Source organism: Roseibium album, assembly GCF_001404515.1.
Lineage (GTDB): Bacteria > Pseudomonadota > Alphaproteobacteria > Rhizobiales > Stappiaceae > Roseibium > Roseibium album.
On record NZ_CXWE01000010.1, the window covers coordinates 20,269 to 38,031 of the forward strand.

At 57.6% G+C, this 17,763-nt stretch carries 17 protein-coding genes; 5 read left to right on the forward strand and 12 right to left on the reverse strand.

Annotated elements, in window-relative coordinates:
• The 5 genes from nqrE to LA5095_RS27325 are packed head-to-tail and all read right to left on the reverse strand — an operon-like array spanning position 1 to position 4,629.
• Positions 1–609 (reverse strand): NADH:ubiquinone reductase (Na(+)-transporting) subunit E, encoded by a 609-nt coding sequence (gene nqrE / locus LA5095_RS27305; RefSeq protein ID WP_029064970.1) that lies wholly within the window; start codon positions 607–609, stop codon positions 1–3.
• Entirely contained in the window at positions 609–1,262 is a 654-nt protein-coding gene (locus tag LA5095_RS27310; RefSeq protein ID WP_055120896.1) for an NADH:ubiquinone reductase (Na(+)-transporting) subunit D, read from the reverse strand. The genes nqrE and LA5095_RS27310 overlap by 1 nt, the downstream gene beginning before the upstream one ends.
• Positions 1,262–2,080, reverse strand: coding sequence for a Na(+)-translocating NADH-quinone reductase subunit C (locus LA5095_RS27315; protein ID WP_055120897.1), 819 nt, complete (start codon positions 2,078–2,080; stop codon positions 1,262–1,264). Before LA5095_RS27315 ends, LA5095_RS27310 begins: the two co-directional genes overlap by 1 nt.
• Complete coding sequence (locus LA5095_RS27320) at positions 2,073–3,281, reverse strand: NADH:ubiquinone reductase (Na(+)-transporting) subunit B (RefSeq protein WP_055120899.1); 1,209 nt, start codon at positions 3,279–3,281, stop codon at positions 2,073–2,075. Before LA5095_RS27320 ends, LA5095_RS27315 begins: the two co-directional genes overlap by 8 nt.
• 4 nt (positions 3,282–3,285) lie before the next feature.
• Positions 3,286–4,629, reverse strand: a complete 1,344-nt coding sequence (locus LA5095_RS27325; RefSeq protein ID WP_055120901.1) for a Na(+)-translocating NADH-quinone reductase subunit A — start codon at positions 4,627–4,629, stop codon at positions 3,286–3,288.
• A gap of 286 nt (positions 4,630–4,915) precedes the next feature.
• On the opposite strand from LA5095_RS27325, the gene LA5095_RS27330 reads away from it, so the two are divergent.
• The 3 genes from LA5095_RS27330 to LA5095_RS27340 all read left to right on the forward strand — a co-directional run bounded on the left by LA5095_RS27330 (position 4,916) and on the right by LA5095_RS27340 (position 6,931).
• Positions 4,916–5,947 (forward strand): FAD:protein FMN transferase, encoded by a 1,032-nt coding sequence (locus tag LA5095_RS27330; protein WP_055121111.1) that lies wholly within the window; start codon positions 4,916–4,918, stop codon positions 5,945–5,947.
• Between the two features lie 31 nt (positions 5,948–5,978).
• Positions 5,979–6,224 carry a (Na+)-NQR maturation NqrM gene (gene nqrM / locus LA5095_RS27335; RefSeq protein WP_055120902.1) on the forward strand — a complete coding sequence of 82 codons (246 nt, stop codon included), beginning with the start codon at positions 5,979–5,981 and terminating at the stop codon, positions 6,222–6,224.
• Positions 6,225–6,406: 182 nt separating this feature from the next.
• Positions 6,407–6,931 (forward strand): CBS domain-containing protein, encoded by a 525-nt coding sequence (locus tag LA5095_RS27340; RefSeq protein ID WP_055120904.1) that lies wholly within the window; start codon positions 6,407–6,409, stop codon positions 6,929–6,931.
• 95 nt (positions 6,932–7,026) lie between these two features.
• Here the strand turns inward: LA5095_RS27340 and dld are convergent, their stop codons facing one another.
• From dld to LA5095_RS27375, 7 genes are all read right to left on the reverse strand, one after another.
• Positions 7,027–8,733, reverse strand: a complete 1,707-nt coding sequence (gene dld / locus LA5095_RS27345) for a D-lactate dehydrogenase (protein ID WP_055121112.1) — start codon at positions 8,731–8,733, stop codon at positions 7,027–7,029.
• A gap of 242 nt (positions 8,734–8,975) precedes the next feature.
• On the reverse strand, positions 8,976–9,956 hold the full coding sequence (locus LA5095_RS27350) for a D-2-hydroxyacid dehydrogenase family protein (protein WP_055120906.1): 981 nt from the start codon (positions 9,954–9,956) through the stop codon (positions 8,976–8,978).
• Entirely contained in the window at positions 9,953–10,225 is a 273-nt protein-coding gene (locus LA5095_RS27355) for a hypothetical protein (protein WP_055120908.1), read from the reverse strand. The genes LA5095_RS27350 and LA5095_RS27355 overlap by 4 nt, the downstream gene beginning before the upstream one ends.
• Positions 10,218–11,309 (reverse strand): 4-oxalomesaconate tautomerase, encoded by a 1,092-nt coding sequence (locus LA5095_RS27360; protein ID WP_055120910.1) that lies wholly within the window; start codon positions 11,307–11,309, stop codon positions 10,218–10,220. Before LA5095_RS27360 ends, LA5095_RS27355 begins: the two co-directional genes overlap by 8 nt.
• Complete coding sequence (locus LA5095_RS27365; RefSeq protein ID WP_055120913.1) at positions 11,306–12,367, reverse strand: isocitrate/isopropylmalate dehydrogenase family protein; 1,062 nt, start codon at positions 12,365–12,367, stop codon at positions 11,306–11,308. The genes LA5095_RS27360 and LA5095_RS27365 overlap by 4 nt, the downstream gene beginning before the upstream one ends.
• Positions 12,368–12,377: 10 nt before the next feature.
• A complete protein-coding gene (locus LA5095_RS27370; RefSeq protein WP_055120915.1) occupies positions 12,378–14,405 on the reverse strand; it encodes a tripartite tricarboxylate transporter permease in 2,028 nt (675 codons plus the stop codon).
• 70 nt (positions 14,406–14,475) lie between these two features.
• Positions 14,476–15,582: a tricarboxylate transporter gene (locus LA5095_RS27375; RefSeq protein WP_029064983.1), complete on the reverse strand. Its 1,107-nt coding sequence runs from the start codon at positions 15,580–15,582 to the stop codon at positions 14,476–14,478.
• A 127-nt stretch (positions 15,583–15,709) separates the two neighbouring features.
• Here LA5095_RS27375 and LA5095_RS27380 point away from each other — a divergent pair, with 127 nt between their 5' ends.
• Positions 15,710–16,381 carry a response regulator transcription factor gene (locus LA5095_RS27380; RefSeq protein WP_055120917.1) on the forward strand — a complete coding sequence of 224 codons (672 nt, stop codon included), beginning with the start codon at positions 15,710–15,712 and terminating at the stop codon, positions 16,379–16,381.
• Positions 16,378–17,739 (forward strand): sensor histidine kinase, encoded by a 1,362-nt coding sequence (locus LA5095_RS27385; RefSeq protein WP_055120919.1) that lies wholly within the window; start codon positions 16,378–16,380, stop codon positions 17,737–17,739. Before LA5095_RS27380 ends, LA5095_RS27385 begins: the two co-directional genes overlap by 4 nt.
• Positions 17,740–17,763 lie beyond the last annotated feature (24 nt).

A 17,763-nucleotide genomic window follows, 5' to 3' on the forward strand; every position in this document is an offset into this window, starting at 1 on the left:
TTAGAGTTTGACGCCGCTGAAGGACATGAAGGCCATGGCCATCAGACCGGCGGTGATGAAGGTGATGCCGAGGCCCTGCAGGCCGTCGGGTACGTCTGAGTATTTCAGTTTTTCCCGGACACCTGCCATTGCGGTGATTGCGAGAGCCCAGCCGAAACCAGACGCGATACCGTAGGTGGTCGACTGCGCAAAATCGTAGTCGCGCTCCACCATGAACAGCGATCCGCCGAGAATGGCGCAGTTCACCGTGATCAGCGGCAGGAAGATGCCGAGCGCGTTGTAAAGCGGTGGGAAGAACTTATCGAGGATCATCTCCAGGATCTGAACCATGGCCGCAATGACGCCGATATAGGAAATCAGGCCCAGGAACGTCAGGTCGACATCGGGAAAGCCTGCCCAGGCAAGGGCGCCCGGCTTCAGCAGATACGTCAGCAGCAGATTGTTTGTCGGCACGGTAATCGCCTGAACGACCATTACCGAGATGCCGAGACCGATCGCCGTGGAGATCTTCTTGGAAACGGCAATGAATGTGCACATGCCGAGAAAAAATGACAGCGCAAGGTTTTCAACGAAAATCGCCTTGACTGCGAGTGCGACCAGGCCTTCCATCAATGAGCCTCAACCGTTTGTATTTTGAATTCACGTTCTTCGACCTGCTTCGGTTTCCAGGTCCGGAAAGCCCAGATCAGAAGCCCGATGACGAAAAATGCCGACGGTGGCAGCAGCAGCAATCCGTTCGGTACGTACCACCCGCCATTGTTGACGGTTTGCAGGATCGTAACGCCGAAAAGCGAACCTGCGCCGAACAACTCGCGAATGAAACCGACGAGCATCAGGATCAGTCCGTAGCCGAGCCCGTTGCCGACGCCGTCCAGGAAAGAGGCGACTGGCGGGTTTTTCATCGCGAATGCTTCCGCACGGCCCATCACGATGCAGTTGGTGATGATGAGGCCAACGAACACGGACAGTGTCTTTGAGATCTCGTACGCGAATGCCTTGAGGATCTGATCCACCAGGATCACCAGTGAGGCAATGATCACCATCTGCACGATAATGCGGATCGAACTCGGAATGTGGTTGCGCAGCATGGAGATGAACATGGAGGAAAAACCGGTCACGGAAATCACCGCCAGTGCCATCACAAAGGACACCTGCAGCGACGAGGTGACCGCCAGTGCCGAGCAGATCCCGAGAACCTGCAAAGTGATCGGATTGTTGTCGACCAGGGGATCAACGAGCAGTTCTCTGCGCTTGTGTGCCATCAGATGTCTCCTGCTTGAAGGTTGCTCAGAAAGGTTTCGTAGCCTTCTTCGCCCATCCAGAACTTGACCAGATTGTCAACGCCGCGCGAGGTCAGGGTGGCCCCTGCAATGGCGTCGATATGATATTCGATACCGGCTGCCGGCGGCGCCTTGTCGACGGTGATCTGCAGGTCACCATTGTCGTCACGCAGTTTTTTGCCGGTCCAAAGCGCCTTCCAGCGTGGGTTGTCGACTTCGGCGCCGAGGCCGGGTGTTTCGGCGTGCTGGTAGAATTGAAGTCCGAAAATGTCGTTTCCATTGGCCTCGAGCGCAATGAAACCGTAAAGCGTCGACCAGAGCCCATATCCGTGAACCGGCAGTATGACCTTGTCGATGGAACCGTCTTCCTTGCGAAGCAGGTAGATGGTCTTGAAATTCGACTGACGGCCGATGCCTGCCGGGTCGCTGGAAAGGTCCCGGCTGAGCTCCGGGTCATCGGCGGCTGCCCGTTCGTCGAATGTCGCGACGTCAAATTCATCGGTGAACTTGCCGGTCGTCAGGTCGAGAACATGCGGTTCAAAGGCCTGAAAGGCTTCCCGGATGTTTTCGCCCGGCGTGTAGACACCCGCGACCTGCAGGATATTGATCCTCTTGTCGCGAAGCTTGTTCTCCTCCTGGATCGGCCGCAGCGAAACGGCCGCGACAGAGACGATCATGGAAGCGAACAGGCACAGGGTAACTGCAACGAACAATGTCTTGGGAACCGAGTCGGCCGGAAGATCGAGAAACCGCCGCAAGGGCCCCTTTCGGGCATTCGTGTCAGGAGTGTTGTCAGCCATACCGGCGCATCCTCCGCTTAATATTGGCTTGAACGACAAAATAGTCGATTAGCGGCGCAAACACGTTTGCAAACAGAATGGCGAGCATCATGCCTTCAGGGAAGGCCGGGTTGACCACACGGATCAGTACGACCATCACGCCGACCAGCGCCCCGTAGAAATAGCGGCCTGCGTTGGTATGCGACGCGGAAACCGGCTCGGTGACCATGAAGGCAAGGCCAAAGGCATAGCCGCCGATCACGAGGTGCCAGTACCAGGGCATGGCAAACATCGGGTTCGTGCTGGACCCGATCATGTTCAGGAGCAGCGAGAAACCGATCATTCCGGCAAGACAGCCGACGATCAGGCGCCAGTTGGCGATCTTCGTGACTAGCAGGAATGCGAGTCCGATCAGGCAGGCGAGTGTTGAGGTCTCGCCGAGACTGCCCTGCATGAATCCGAGAAAGGCGTCCATCCAGGTAATCCCGGCGGACGTCAGCTCCCGGTAGCCCTCCGAAGCGCTGATGGAGAGAGCGGTCGCGCCGGAAAATCCGTCAACAGGTGTCCAGACCGTGTCGCCGGACATGTAGGCAGGATAGGCGAAATAGAGGAAAGCGCGGCCGGTCAGCGCCGGATTGAGGAAATTCTTGCCGGTTCCGCCGAACACTTCCTTGCCGATGACAACACCGAAGGCGATCCCGAGCGCCACCTGCCACAAGGGCGTGGAAGCAGGCAGGATCAGCGTGTAGAGCATGGAAGTGACAAGAAACCCTTCGTTGACTTCATGACCGCGGATGGTCGCGAAAACAACTTCGCAGATGCCTCCTGCCACCAACGTCGCGATGTAGATGGGGAAGAAGTAAAGCGCCCCGTGTATCATGCAGGCGAATATGTTCGACGGATCCAGCCCGATGCCGAACATCTGCAAAATCCAGATCCGCCAGCCGGTCTGGGCTTCTGGACCGAGTGCCGCAAGCGCCGAGTTCGCCTGGAAGCCTGTGTTGTACCAGGCAAACAGGATGCAGGGGATCGTCGAAATGACCACGTAGGTCATGATCCGCTTCATGTCGACGTAACTACGCACATGCGGTGCGTTCTTGGTTACTGTTTTCGGCGTGTAGACGAGGGATTCCACCATCTCGTAGATGGGGAACAGTTTCTCGTATTTTCCACCCTTTTCAAAAAGGGGCTCAATACGGTCAAAGAACCTGCGCAGACCCAAAGGATCAGCCCTCCTTCTCGATCTTTTCCAGGCACTCGCGAAGGGCAAGGCCATATTCGTATTTTGCAGGGCAAGCGAAACCGACGAGACCGAGGTCTTCTTCATCGAGTTCAAGCGCGCCAAGCGCCTGCGCGGCGTCGGTGTCCTTGATCAGGAGCGCCCTGAGCAACTGCGTCGGAAGGAAATCCTGCGGCATGAGCTCTTCAAACGTGCCCGTTGGAACCATTGCGCGACGCCCGCCATTCAGATTGCTGGTCAACGCATAGAGTTTCTTGGAAAATGCAGAGGCAAGAACCGGCTGGAATGCATATTTTCCGGGCATCGGACGGATCCATCCGAGCGGGATCTGCTTCTTGTCTTCCTCGATCATCGAAACCTGCCGGTGATACCGGCCGACATAGCTCATCGGGCCGTCAGCTGCGCGTCCGCTGAGAACGGAGCCAGACAGGATACGCGGAATGCAATCCGCGGCAATCTCGCCCTCTGCAAGATCCTCAATGGATGCACCGGACAACGTCCGCACCAGACGGGGGTTTTTTGCAATCGGACCGCAGATCGAAATCACGATGGTCGGGTCAAGGTGCCCGGTTCGTGCAAGAGCGCCGATTGCCAGGACATCCTGGTATGAAATTGTCCAGACCGACTGTTCCGCCCTGGGGGGTGTCAGAAAATGCATATGCGTTCCCGGCAAGCCGGCCGGGTGCGGACCGGTAAAGCCAACGGGAGTTACGCCCGCGGCCGCGGCCCCGTCGAATGACAGGTCCGGAGACTGGCAGAGATAGGTAGGTCCATCCGTCAGCTTTGAAACGGCAAGGAGACCCTTTGCGAAATCATCGACGCGTTCCTCGATGATGACGTTCGCCTCCGCTGCAAGCGGTTCACTTTCCAGGGCGGTCACATAGATGGCGAGCGGTTTGCCGTCTGTCTGCGGAACCTTTGAATAAGGACGGGACTTGAAGGAGGTCCAAAGGCCTGCAGCGCAGATTTTCGTTTTGACGTCATCTGCACTCGCATCGTCCGCCAGTGCGCCGAAGTCGATCCCTTTGTCGTCGACGTTGTCGACCTCGACCACAATGCTTTGCAAGACGCGACGTGCCCCGCGATTGATTGCACGGACACGGCCGGTCACGGGCGAAACGATCATGGCCTCCGGATTGTCCTTGTGAAAGAACAGCGGAGTTCCCCGTTTGACCTCTTCGTGTTCCTGCACAAGCACCTTGGGCTTGAGACCGATGTAGTCCGGTCCGACAAGTCCGACGGAGCGCACAGGCTGTCCCTGGTGGATTTTCTGCTCTGGCGCGCCCGCGAGTGGCAGATCCAGGCCTTTTTTGATGTTTATTGTATCCATCTTAAACCCGCTGCGGATGTTCAGGAGTGCCGCAGTTTGAAACTTGCTTCATTGATGGTGATTTCGACTGGTCACGCGAGCATGACTGGCTTTCACCGAGAGGCCGACTTCTGAGGATTTATTGGAATGCCAGCAGAAAAACAACTGGCGTTTCAAACTAAAAAACAGTATCAGCCCCGTAACAAAGCCCCCGTGTTGATCCCAGACTGCACCATGCATCCGGCAAGGTTAACGCATCCTTTGGCTTTTGCCCATTAGATCGAATATCTACCTTGTGATTGACACCATGAAAAAGACCCTCTTCGTTCTTGCGGCCCTTTCACTTTCTGCCTGTATGGGTGAAGAGCCGGCAAAAGTCATCACACTTTCAGGCAAGACGATGGGGACCACCTACAACATTACGGCGGTAGGTGTACCCGATGATCTTGAAGAGGCGGCTCTGTCCGGCGACGTGGAGGCAGTCCTTGCGGATGTCAACGCCAAGATGTCGAACTGGGACAAAAACTCCGAGGTGTCACGGTTCAATGTTTCTGAAGAAACGGCACCGGTTGAAATTTCAGCGGATTTCGTAACCGTGATGACGGCCGCGAACGAAGTTCACAAGCTCAGTGACGGCAAATTCGACGTTACTCTGGGACCACTGATTGAACTCTGGGGGTTTGGTCCGCGCAAGCCTGACGACCCCGTGCCCTCGGACGAGGACATCGAAGCGGCACTTGCATTTGTTGGCCAGGCAGAAAAGCTCTCGCTTGATCCGGAGGCTTCGGTGCTTTCCAAATCCGCGCCTGAAGTCGGCATCAATCTTTCAGCCATTGCAAAAGGCTTCGGTATTGATGCCGTTGCCGCGAAGCTCAAGGCGCTCGGTATCGACAATTACATGGTCGAGATCGGTGGCGATCTTGTCGCGTCCGGACTCAATGACAAGGGAGCCGCCTGGAAAATTGGCATTGAAAAGCCTGAACCTGGAGAAAAGGCGGTCGAGCAAGTCGTCTCGCTTGAAGACAAGGGCCTGGCGACATCGGGCGATTATCGCAATTTTGTTGAGCACGAAGGTGTGCGCTACTCCCATATCATCGATCCGGTAACGGGAAAGCCGATCACGCATTGGACAACATCCGTCAGCGTTGTTGCCGATGATGCCATGATGGCCGATGCCTGGGCGACCGCAATGCTGGTTCTGGGGTCCGAACGCGGTCTTGAAGCTGCGGAAGCCAACAACATTGCCGTGTTTTTCATTTCCCGTGATGAAACCGCAGACAAAAGCGCATATGTTACACAGGAGAGCAGCGCCTTCGAGGCATTGCTCAAAGAGAAGTAATTCGGTAACCGGCGTCGCTTAGAAATCTCATATGGCTACTTTCCTGATTGCATTTGTCCTCCTGCTTCTCGTCGTGACGGGCATGTCGCTTGGTGTCATTCTCATGGGGAAGACAATCAAGGGCAGTTGCGGCGGTCTTAACGCCATTTCCGGAGCGGACAAGTGCGTGGTGTGTCACAAGGACGTCGATCCGGACAGTCCGCTACGCGACAAACTGCAGTGCCCTCGCGCACGCAAGATGCTGGAAAAGATGGATAAACCGGCGGAAGTTGTCTGACCGGACTGTACCCGATATTGCCACTCCTCAAAATCCGGACCGCAACACCGAAGGCCCCCCTCTTGTTTTCGGCGTGTCACGGCTATCGGAAATTCCTTTGCCCTTTGGACGTTTCCTATTGTGAAATCCTGTCGTAAGCTCGAACGGCGAACGCTGAATTCAACGGTGAGAAGGAAGTCCCCATGGCCCCAAGTTCCTACCAGGCTCCCATGCGTGGCGACACGAAAGAAAAACGGACGGTCAGCCAGTCTGTCGATACCAATCTAGGCTCTTCGACCAGCACCGTGGCCAAGATACTTGAGAAAAAGGGTTCGAACGTCTACTCCGTCCTGCCGGGCGATACCGTGAAGACGGCTGTTGAAGTGCTCAAGGACAAGCGTATCGGTGCGCTTCTGGTGACGGACGAAAACGGCGAGATGATCGGTATCTTGTCAGAGCGGGATATCGTTCGCAAACTTGCCGAAACGCCCGGCCAGACGCTGCCTCAGCAGGTCGACGGCCTGATGACCCGCAACGTCAAGACATGTGCTCCTTCCGATCCGCTGGTAACCGTTTTGCAGATGATGTCGGAAGGAAGGTTCCGCCACCTTCCGGTCATGGATGGAGGCAAGCTCTGCGGCATGATCACCATCGGTGACGTCGTCAATTTCCGCCTGACCGAACTGGAATATGAAGCTCTGAAGATGAAACAGATGATCGTCGGCTGAAGCCGGTTGCGGGCGCCATGTTCAAGAGTCTGAATTGACCTCCCGTGCGGCCGATGTGCCGCGCGGGAGGTTTTTTGTCGAAGTACCGGTATGCCTCAGTGGTAGCATTTGCGACGGGACATTTTCCCGATGCCCGGATTTAGGGTGTTGGTCGGGTCGCATTCCTTGTAGAAATTCGCAAGATCCGGCTTTGCGGCATAAAGATGCCCGACATTGTGTTCTGCCGGATATTCGGCGCCGCGTTCGTCCAGGATTTGGAGCATTTTTTCCTTGAGCTTTTTCGGATCGACGCCCTTTTTCACGATATAGTCCTGATGAAGGACATGGCAGAAGAAATGCCCGTAATAGAGTTTGTGGATCAGACCTTCTTCCAGCTCGGCCGGCAATACTTCGAACCAGTCGCGGTCGTCGCGGCGTAGCGCAATGTCGAGCGCAAGAATGTCTTCAACCTCGTTTTCGTGGACGGCATGGTAACGAACGGCGGCACCGGCCGCCGCGAAACGGTGCAGACCGGCAATCTTGCCTTCCCGGGCCGTGCAGACGAACCAGTCGCCGTCTTCTTTTTCAAAGAACTCAGAAAGAAAACTCTCGGCCTCCGCAACACCGCCATCGCGCATTTTCAGGATCAGGTGATGCTCATATTGGCTACGGAATGCCTCCATGCGACCCGGCAAGACGTTCGGCCAGATCCGGCTGAGGGCCTGCATGAACCTGTCGGTGAGATTGTCGGGAAGAAGCGGCACGCGGGACAGCCTTGCGTCGACCCAGCCCTTCATCGCAAATATCCCCGGCAGCCGGTCCGTACCCAGTTTGTCGATCAGGACCAGGGTGTCTTTACCGTAGCGTTTTGAAATGTCGTAGATTTCGGCATGCATATACTCACCCGAGACGGGCAGGTGCTCGAATTCGGCCAGGATATGGCGGCGAAGACGTGTCAGAACCTGGGTGTCGTTAGTGCCGATATAGAAAACCTTTTCCGCTTCCGGCTTGGGATAGGTGTCGAGCCTCGCTGCAAAGACCGCCAGTTTGCCCGCGCAGCCGGAGGCTTCATGCAGACGTTGCTTGTCAGCATTGAAACGCGCCGGACTTGGCGAATCGATCTCGCGGACCCTTCGGTGGTAGTCCGAGTCGGACGCTTTCAGGTTGGTGTCTTCAACGTCATCGGATGAATAGTCACCTTCTTCCAGGCGTCTGAGGATTGTCTCCGGATCATCGCCGAGACGGATACCGAGATGGTTGACCAGTTCAAGGCGCCCTTCTTCGGTAATCTGCGCAAACAGGGACAACTCGGTATAGGACGGTCCGCGTTCGACCAGGGAACCGCCGGAATTGTTGCAGACGCCGCCGATAATCGACGCACCTATGCACGAAGAACCGATCACCGAATGCGGTTCACGGGCGAGGGGAGCCATCAGTTTTTCAAGCGAGAACAAGGTTGCTCCGGGAAAGCTGACGATTTGCTGGCCGTCGTTCAGGAGCTGGATCTTGTCCATCCGTTTCGTGCTGATAATGACAGCGTCTCGATCATACTGACCATTGGGTGTCGACCCCTCGGTCAGACCGGTGTTGGCCGCCTGCATGATGACGATCTTGTCCGCATCGACACAGGCCTTCAACACTTGCCACTGCTCGAGGAGGGTGCCTGGTTGGACAACCGCAACGGCCTCCCCCTCACCGGACCGGAAGCCTTTGCAGAAGCGTTCCATCGATCTGGGATTCGTGATCACGTGCCGTTGGCCGACGATTTGCCGAAATCGGTCCACCAGCTGCTTGTTGGTCGTCGAAGCGGTCGTGTCGTGCATCTGATTTTCCCGTTTGGCATCCTGTTTCGGTGCGCGGTTCCAACTGGCAGCGCCTGTGTGCCGTGGATGACCTTTGCTGACAAGTATCGCAGGACCGGGTTTTTCCAACGGCCAACGTTCTCGTGATGACTACAGTGATTAGCGGCAATGCCTGCTTGGAACAATTAGCAATGTTCCGGACGGGATTTTGAAATGAGGGCGCGAGACCTTGCTCGCACCCTATGTCCTGCTGCAGGCCGTTGTCAGTCCTTGTTTTCAGAGCGGACTTCAGGGTTGATCATGTGGATCGGCTCGCCCGCCGCATAGGCAGTCACCTGATCGAAAATGTCCGAGAACTGGAGATTGAACTCGTCTTCGGTCACATAGCCGATATGAGGTGTCGGCAGGACATTCGGATGCGTCAGCAAAGGGTTGGCGGCATCTGTCAGGGGTTCGGTGTCGAATACGTCGATCGCGGCAAAAATCCGTCCGCGGTCTATTTCAGCTTCCAGCACACCCGGTGCGATCAGGCCTGAACGGGACGTGTTGACCAGGAGGGCCCTCGGCTGCATGGCAGACAGGTCCTGTGCGGTTAAGATGCCGCGTGTGTCCGGTTTCAGCCGGACATGCAAGCTGACGATGTCGGAAGTTCCGAAAAACGCGTCCCGGCTTTCGGCCACATTGGCACCATCGGCAGACGCGCGCGCGCGGCCGGCTTCTGACGACCACCATTGGATCTTCATGCCGATGGCTTCGGCGTAACCTGCAACAGCCTTGGCAATGCGGCCGTATCCGTAAAGTCCAAGCGTTCTGCCCCGCAGGCTTCTTCCGACACCCATCTGCCAGTTTCCACTGCGGACGGAGGCAACCTGTTGCGGTATCTGGCGATAGCTTGACAGGATGAGAGCCAACGTCAGTTCCGCGGCGGCGTAGGATGGTGTTCCCGCGTGCATGTTGGAGCACAGAAGGACCCCGTTTCGCGTACACGCCTCAACGTCGATATGCGGATAGACGCTCCGTTGGGAAATCAGTTTCAGGCCGGGCAACTGGTCCAGCAATTCCGCGGTTACTTTCGTGCGTTCGCGGAACAGGACAACAGCATCGGCGGGTCGAAGCCTTGTTGCAAGTTCACCAGGGTCTTCGACGTGATCCGTCCAGACCGTGACATCATGATCTTTCAGCTTGGCGAAGCAGGGAAGACCGCGCAGCGTGTCGAACCAGTCATCGAGAATATGAACTTTCATCGGCTTTCCACACCGCTGCCTTCAACCAGCGTCCGGGGTGTCGGCACGAAGACATCGGTCTGCAGCACGCTCAGTGCCTTGGTGATCTGGGTTCGTTTGGAAAGAAGGTGATTGTACTGGGCATCGCAGCCTGAAACCGGGGTCGGATAGTCCCTGATTTCGTCGGAAAGAAGCTGGCGCGCCGTATCCAGCGCAAGAACAGCTGCGTCGATGTTGTCTTCGTAGCGCATCATATCCTCCAGTCGTTCGAAATTGGCGATGTCAGTCACGGGACCAGATGTCACCCGGAACGAAAACGTCGCCGCTTGCCAGCTTCCGCGCGGTTCGCAGCAGTCCGGCAGACTTCACGTGAAAGTCTCTCCCCTGATGTTCATAGTCTATCACGACTTCCATATTACCCATCGGGTGTTCGAGCCGCAGATTCGCAGGAGATTGTGGCATCGGTGCGAGAAATCCTTCCCCTATGGTACCGCTCATTAGAAGGCAAGAGGCAAGGCATTGGGACCCGGTGACCGCGAGAGTCGGGTGACATTTCCACGGCATGAAATAACGGACGCAGGCAGAGCCGCCATCGCGCGCCGCGGCCAGCAGCCCGAATTTCGGCGTGACTGATTTCGTGACGTCGCCCAGTCCCATCCGTTCGCCCGCAATCAGGCGGACGGCTTCCATTTTTTCAAAGAGTGGCTTGTTCGCGTCCAGATCTGTCGCGCTTTCATAGCCGGTAACGCCGAAATCCTCCGCGCGCCCGATCACCATCGGCATTGCGACGTCCATGCAGGTTACCTCGAGCCCGAGGATCTCTTCCTTCGGTTTTCCGGTCGGCAGGATCCCGCTCGTCAGGCTGCCTTCCACTTTCATGAATTTTAACTCGATGGGCGCAGCGTTTCCCGGAACCCCGTCAATCGCGGCATTGCCGTCATAACGGACCGTTCCGCCCGGCGTTTGAACGCGTTCAGTGACGAGGCTGCCGGTGTTTACTGCCCTGATCTTGACGTCTGTGACATCTCCAGCCGGCTCGACGAGGCCCATTTCGATGGCGGCGGGGCCGACGCCCACCAGAATGTTACCGCAGGAAGGTTTGAAATCGACGAGCCTTTCTTCCACGCCGACCTGGGCGAAGAAATAGTCGATGTCTGCCCAGTCGTCGTCTGATTTTGACAGCATGGCAACCTTGGTCGTCACCGCGGTGCCGCCACCGATGCCGTCTATGTTGAATGGATGTCCGGCTCCGACGATGGAAATCAGAACAGCGGACAGTTCATTCAGATCCTCCGGCAGATCGTTGCGCCGCAGATAGGGGCCACGGGAAGAGCCGCCGCGCATGAACACGAAAGGTGTGGGTGTCTGCATCATGTGTCAGCCTCCTGGATGAGATCGACAAGGACTTTGGAAAAGGCCTGCGTTCCGAGTGGTCCTCCCAGATCGGAGGTTCGCGTTCGGGGGTCGGCGATCGCCTTCTTCAGGGAAACTTCGATGAGTGCTTTGGCCCTGACCAGTTCCAGATGACCGAGAAGCATGGCAGCCGACCCGATCAGTGAGGTCGGGTTAGCCCGGTCATGGCCCGCTATATCGGGAGCCGATCCGTGCTGCGCCTGGGCGGCTGCATTTTGCGGTCCGAGATTGAGTGAAGCGGCAAGTCCGAGACCGCCGGCAAGTTCGCTCGCAAGGTCGGACAGGATATCGCCGAACATGTTGGTCGTTACGATCACGTCGAACCGGCCCGGGTCGCGGACAAGCAGCGCAGCGGCGGCATCGACGAGAACCTCGTCATATTGAATGCCGGGATACCCTGTCGCGATGCGGCGCATGACGTCGAGAAACAGGCCGTCGCTCGTGCGCATCACATTGGCCTTGTGAACCGCCGTGACCTTCTTTCGGCCGTTTGCGGCCGCATGGTCAAAAGCCGCCCGGCCGATGCGTTCGCTGCCGCGTTCGGTGATCAGCCGCATTGCCATGGCAACACCGGGAACCGGCATGAACTCGCCTGGTCCGGAATGCAGGTTCTTGTCCGCGTAAAAGCCCTCGAGATTCTCGCGAAAGATAATCAGGTCGACCGGTGCACCGGTTGGCGTCGCAAGGCCCTTGAAGCTCTGTGCCGGGCGAATGTTGGCAAATAGATCGAGTTCCTTGCGCAGTACACCGGAGGGATTGAGGCCGCCGTCTTCCCTGGAAGGATAGGCATTGTGGGAAACCGGTCCGAGAATGACACCGTCTGCGGCAAGCGCGGCTTCAATGACCTGTTCCGGTATCGTCGAACCTTCCGCATTGAGCGCCGGAAAACCGATTTCCCCGTCAGCAAGGCTGACGGTCTCGCCGCTCCTTGTGCAGGCTGCCTCGACCACCACCTTGGTGGCCGCCATGATCTCCGGGCCGATCCCGTCTCCGGCAAGACAGAGGAGCGAAAGCGTCATCTGCTGTTCCTCATGTCAGCGGCCATGGCAGATCGACGTAGGACTGCAGCAAACCAGGTGGGAAATCCCGATTGAGTAGCCAGGCCATGCCACACATGAAGGCGATCCCGCAGCCGCCGTAAACAAGCGCATACGGCAGGCTTCGTTTTGCACGGTAGTGGATGAAGGAAACCAGGAAACCGGCCAGCGCGAGGATGAAACCAACGAGCGAAGTGAGGATCAGAAGACCCGCGAACCAGGCAAGCGTTGCCCAGAGGCCGTGCTGGTTGCCCTCGGGATTGCCGGCCTCGCTGTCGCAGAAAAGCGGGCTTTTCTCAGAATTTGTTCGCATCCGGACCAGCAGGATCAGGCAGCCGATGATTGATATCAGCCCGACGAATTGTGGGAAAACACGGTCAGCAGAGGCGTAGTCGGGTATGAGGGAGGCATTTGTGAAGGCGAATGCGATGTAAGCCAGAATGGCGACCAGGAAGATCAGCGGTGCCCGCTTGGTTCCTGTCGGCAATTCACCTTCCGCGCGGATGTTCTTCGACTGGCGCAGGCCAACCACGACCGAAACGATCGTGATGATGATGAGAACGATCACGATCGGCGAGAAAATGTATTCCATCCCTTCCGCAAAACCCTTGCGGAAGCGCGAGGCCGCGATCTGGACTGCCTGGTTGGTGTAGGTCTCCGCCGGGTTGGACAGGACGAAACCGATCAGGAAGGCAGGTCGCGACCAGTCAAACCGCCGCATCAGGATGCCGAGAAGCCCGATGGCAAACAGTGCCACCAGATCCATCAGGTTCTGGCCTGACTGGAAGGCGGCGAAGGAAATGATCATGAACAGGAACGGGGCAAGCAGTCCGAACGGAATGGTCGTCAGGCGGGCAATCCCGCTGGATCCGAGAATGCAGATGATCGTGCCGACCACGTTTGCAAGCGCCAGCAACCAGACGATCGCGTAGGTCACGTCGAGATTGTTTTTCAGCATCGACGGCCCGACTTCGATCTGCCCCGAGCCCAGTAGTGCGACGGCACCGATGAAGACGGCCATGGATCCGGAGCCCGGAATGCCGAAGAGCAGTGTTGGTACGAGACCCCCACCTTCCTTGGCGTTGTTTGAGCTCTCCGGTCCGATGACGCCCCTGATGTCACCATTGCCGAATTTGGACTTGTCCTTGGATGTCTGAACGGTGTGACCGTAGGCGATCCAGTCGACTACCGACCCGCCGAGACCGGGAATGACACCGACTGTAACGCCGATCAGGGAGCAGCGTATGCTGAGCCAGATGTTGGAAAACCAGTCGCGCACACCGTGCAGCCAGCCCCCGCCGAGCATGGACCGTTCGGAAATCGCACGGTCCTGGCGCAGCAGGGCGACGATTTCCGGTATCGCGAAAATGCCAAGACCGACAATGACCAGTTTAAGTCCGTCGGTCAGGTAGGGCATGTCATAGGTTGCCATGCGCAATGCACCGGCACTGTCACCTTCACCGATCGTGCCGACCATCAGGCCGAGACCGGCGGCAACGATGCCCTTGATGGCAACCTGCCCGGCAAGAATGCCGACCATCGACAAGCCGAACAGCGTGATCATCAACAGTTCGGGTGTCCGGAATTCCAGCACGATCGGGCGGGCAACAAGAATGAAGACTGTGAGAAAGGCAGCACCGACCAGCCCGCCGAACAGGGAAGACGCGAACGCTGCAGAAAGGGCGCGTGCCGCTTCACCCTTCTTTGCCAGCGGAAAGCCGTCGAGAACGGTTGCCTGCGAAGCCGACGAACCTGGAATACCCATCAGGACCGAGGCGAATGTGTCCGAAGTCGGTACGACCGCGACCATGCCGATCATCAGGGCAAGTCCGAGAACCGGATCCATGCCGAACATGAAGGGCAGCAGGAGCGACAGCCCCGCGATGCCCCCAAGGCCCGGAAACACGCCGACGCACAGGCCCATCACGACACCCAGGATCAGGTAGCCGATGACGGCAGGCTGCAGGATCATCGCCGACGCGTCGGCGAGCGCGGGTAAAGCGGTGCCAAGAATGTCCACTGGATCGCCCCGGATTATGTTTTCTGGAAGAAGGGGCCCGTCCGGTTCGTCCGGACGGGCAGAAGTGTGACTACTTCAGGGAGACGCCGTAGCGCTCCTGTAGCCAGCCGACCACGAATTCTTTCGCGCTGGCAGGCACTTCGGTCGCACTTTTCAGCGCGGCGTCAGCTTCCGCACCGGTCATCTGCGGATATTTTCCAAGGCGTCCCGCGGAGATTTCGGCGAAATCGCCACGTGCCTTCACCGCTTCAAAGGCCTTGGAATAGGTATCGATGGCGTCCTGGGTCGCGCCGTTCGGCAGGAAAACCATTTTCTGAGCGGGAAAGCCTGCAATGAAGAAGGCCTTCCAGGCATCCCACTTTTCGCCGGACGTTTCGCAACCTTCGGTCGCCTCGCAGACTTCCTTGAAAGTCGGCATGTCGGGGAATGTCGGGTCGCGGACGATGTTGCCATCTGAGTCAAGAGCGCCCCAGCTCATCATTGGAACAGCCGTTCCGGCTTCCACCAGAGGCGTGACGCCTTTCAGATAGGAAGAGGATGTCTGGTAGTCGATATTGGCTTCGCCGCGCTCGAACATCAGGCGTCCATCGCCACGTCCCTTGATACCGAACACCGGTTCGACATTGAGGCCGAGCATTTCCCAGGCCAGCAGCGGCACCAGATCGAGCCGGGTCGCACCCTGGGAACCGTAGATAAAGTCGGTTTCTTTCAGCGCGCCTGCATCATTTCCGCTCATCTTTGCTGCGAGATCCGGCGGCAGGTAGGCGACGCCGCCGGTACCGGAGGCCAGAACCACGTTCCAGTCCTTGTAGTCGTAACGCACACGCGGATCACCGAGCAGATACGGGAACTGTGTCGACCCTGAAGAACCGAAGATTACCGTGCCTTCGCTGTCGCCGAATTTCTGGTTCTGGAACCAGTTGGCACCTTTGGTGGACCCGGCACCCGGCATGAACTTGACGACGACGGTCGGCTGTCCCGGCAGGGCTTCGCTCAGAAGCGGGGCATAGAAATTCGCCCACTTTGCGGAGCCGCCGGTCTCGGAGAACGGGATGACCCATTCGACGGTTTTGCCCGAAAGATCGAGATCAGCAGCAAGGGCCTGGGCCGGTAAAAGGGTACCGGCAACACACGTCACACTCAGCGCCATCTGGCGCGCAAGCTTCTTCAAAACCATGATTTCCTCCCGTTGGTGTGGACAACCCTCCCGGTTGCCGCACTCTCAGCGCTTTCAAAAGCGGCTTGATGCGGAGAGTTTTCCCTGCGAAGCTTGCACCAAGCTTTCATCGACAAAAGAATAAATAATGCGGATCGCTCTGGTCGAAGATAATGTAAGTCTCGCAAAAGGTATTGCCTATCAGCTGCGCGATGCGGGCCACTCCGTCGATGTCCTGCATCACGGAGACGACGCAGACATGTTTCTGCAGCAGGAAGGCGGTGATCTTGTCATCCTCGATATCAACCTGCCAGGGAAAAGCGGTCTTGATCTGCTTGCCGACCTGAGGGACCGGGAAGATCCGCGGCCCGTAATTCTTCTGACGGCCAGATCGGAAACCGAGGATCGCGTGCAGGGGCTTGATGCCGGTGCCGACGATTACCTGGTCAAACCCTTCGAGATGGAGGAGCTCGCCGCGCGGATACGTGCGCTCGGGCGGCGCAAGGGCGTTGCGCCGAGGCAACTGATTGACATAGGAACTCTTAAACTCGACGTCGGCGCGCTGCAATTGCTGGACGGTGAAACCGCACTGGAGCTCCCGCGGCGAGAACTGGCGCTTCTGGCGGCACTTTCCCAGGCGAACGGGCGAACGGTTTCGAAGGCCGGTCTTCTGGACCAGCTTTACGGTGCCGGCAGCGAGACCGATGAGAAAGTCATCGAGGTTTATGTGTCACGGTTGAGAAAACGACTGGTGCCGTATGGTGTGAACATCCAGGTACATCGGGGTATCGGCTATTCCCTTGGCAAGTCCCGCCAATGAAGAGAATCTATTCTCTTCGCCTGCGCCTGACCCTGATCATCCTGGTTCCCCTGCTGTTTGTGGCCGGCGCGACCGGATTGTGGCAGCTCAACAACGCGCGTGTCACGGCGGGTGATGTTTTTGATCGCAGTCTTCAGTCAGCTGCGCTTGCCGTTACCAATGATGTGGCGCTCTCCGGAGGGGATGCACTTGCGCCCAACACGCGCAAGATTCTCTCCGACACGTCCGGCGGCCCGGTGTTCTACCATGTCTACGCACCCGACGGTGTCATCGTCGCCGGATACGCGACACCGCCAGTGGGTATCCCGCTTGCAGGCGACGGTGATCTCAATCCTGTTTATTTCAATGCGGAATATCTCGGGCGGGACGTGCGCGGCTTCAGGATGCGTACGCGGATGCAGGTTGACGGTTTCAGCGGTATTTTCACCACGACTGTCTGGCAGGACGTTGCCATCCGAGAAACGTTTGTCGAAGACCTCATGCTGCGCTCGCTGATCACGATATCGTCGATCATCACCTCCCTTGCCTTGATCGTATGGTTCGGCATCCGGATCGGGTTACACCCGCTGAACGATCTTCAGCAGGCAATCGACCTGCGTTCCGGCGCGGTTCTGAAGCCGATTCAAAGGCCGGTTCCAGTCGAGGTGGAAGGCATTGTGCGGACGCTCAACAGGTTGCTTGGCCAGGTCTCCGAAGCGATGGCCACCCAAAGCGAATTCATTTCAAATGCCGCGCACCAACTTCGAAATCCGATTGCCGGTGTCCTGGCATTGGCTGAATCCGTGCGCTCGGCTCCGAGCGATGCAGATATGCGCGAACGTGCGGACGATCTGGTCGACGCCGCCAAGGAAACCAGCCATCTTGCGCAGAAACTTCTGACATATGAGCGGACCAAATCGATCAGCCCGACGTCGGCGAAGGAGAATTTTTCCATCAATGACCTGCTAGTCGGGATCGTGGATAGTTTCCGCCGAAAGAATGCGGACACCGTTGCGGTTGATCTCAGAATTCCGGAAGAAGATATCTCCGTCACGGGGGATCGGACCATGATCCGGGAGGCAGTATCGAACCTGATCGACAATGCCTTGAAGCATGGCGGTTCGCAATTGTCCGAGATCACGGTGAGTCTGGAGGCTGTTTCCGCAACAACTACGATTGTTGTCCAGGATAACGGGAAGGGTCTTACGGATGCGCAGATCCAGACTGCCCTGCAACGCTTCGGTCAGGTATCGGAGCGCAGTGATGGTAGTGGCCTCGGATTGCCGATCGTCGAGCGTGTCGCGGAGAGGCATGGCGGTGGATTGAAGCTGCACGCCGGACAACCGGGCCTTGAAGCCCGGTTCACCATCGCGCGGTAGAACTGCCTGCGGAAGCGGACATGG

Coding starts and splice junctions, on each gene's coding strand:
- nqrE (WP_029064970.1), bottom strand. CDS start 609: ATGGAAGGCCTGGTCGCACTCGCAGTCAAGGCGATTTTCGTTGAAAAC.
- LA5095_RS27310 (WP_055120896.1), bottom strand. CDS start 1,262: ATGGCACACAAGCGCAGAGAACTGCTCGTTGATCCCCTGGTCGACAAC.
- LA5095_RS27315 (WP_055120897.1), bottom strand. CDS start 2,080: ATGGCTGACAACACTCCTGACACGAATGCCCGAAAGGGGCCCTTGCGG.
- LA5095_RS27325 (WP_055120901.1), bottom strand. CDS start 4,629: ATGGATACAATAAACATCAAAAAAGGCCTGGATCTGCCACTCGCGGGC.
- LA5095_RS27330 (WP_055121111.1), top strand. CDS start 4,916: ATGAAAAAGACCCTCTTCGTTCTTGCGGCCCTTTCACTTTCTGCCTGT.
- nqrM (WP_055120902.1), top strand. CDS start 5,979: ATGGCTACTTTCCTGATTGCATTTGTCCTCCTGCTTCTCGTCGTGACG.
- LA5095_RS27340 (WP_055120904.1), top strand. CDS start 6,407: ATGGCCCCAAGTTCCTACCAGGCTCCCATGCGTGGCGACACGAAAGAA.
- dld (WP_055121112.1), bottom strand. CDS start 8,733: ATGCACGACACGACCGCTTCGACGACCAACAAGCAGCTGGTGGACCGA.
- LA5095_RS27350 (WP_055120906.1), bottom strand. CDS start 9,956: ATGAAAGTTCATATTCTCGATGACTGGTTCGACACGCTGCGCGGTCTT.
- LA5095_RS27360 (WP_055120910.1), bottom strand. CDS start 11,309: ATGATGCAGACACCCACACCTTTCGTGTTCATGCGCGGCGGCTCTTCC.
- LA5095_RS27365 (WP_055120913.1), bottom strand. CDS start 12,367: ATGACGCTTTCGCTCCTCTGTCTTGCCGGAGACGGGATCGGCCCGGAG.
- LA5095_RS27375 (WP_029064983.1), bottom strand. CDS start 15,582: ATGGTTTTGAAGAAGCTTGCGCGCCAGATGGCGCTGAGTGTGACGTGT.
- LA5095_RS27380 (WP_055120917.1), top strand. CDS start 15,710: ATGCGGATCGCTCTGGTCGAAGATAATGTAAGTCTCGCAAAAGGTATT.
- LA5095_RS27385 (WP_055120919.1), top strand. CDS start 16,378: ATGAAGAGAATCTATTCTCTTCGCCTGCGCCTGACCCTGATCATCCTG.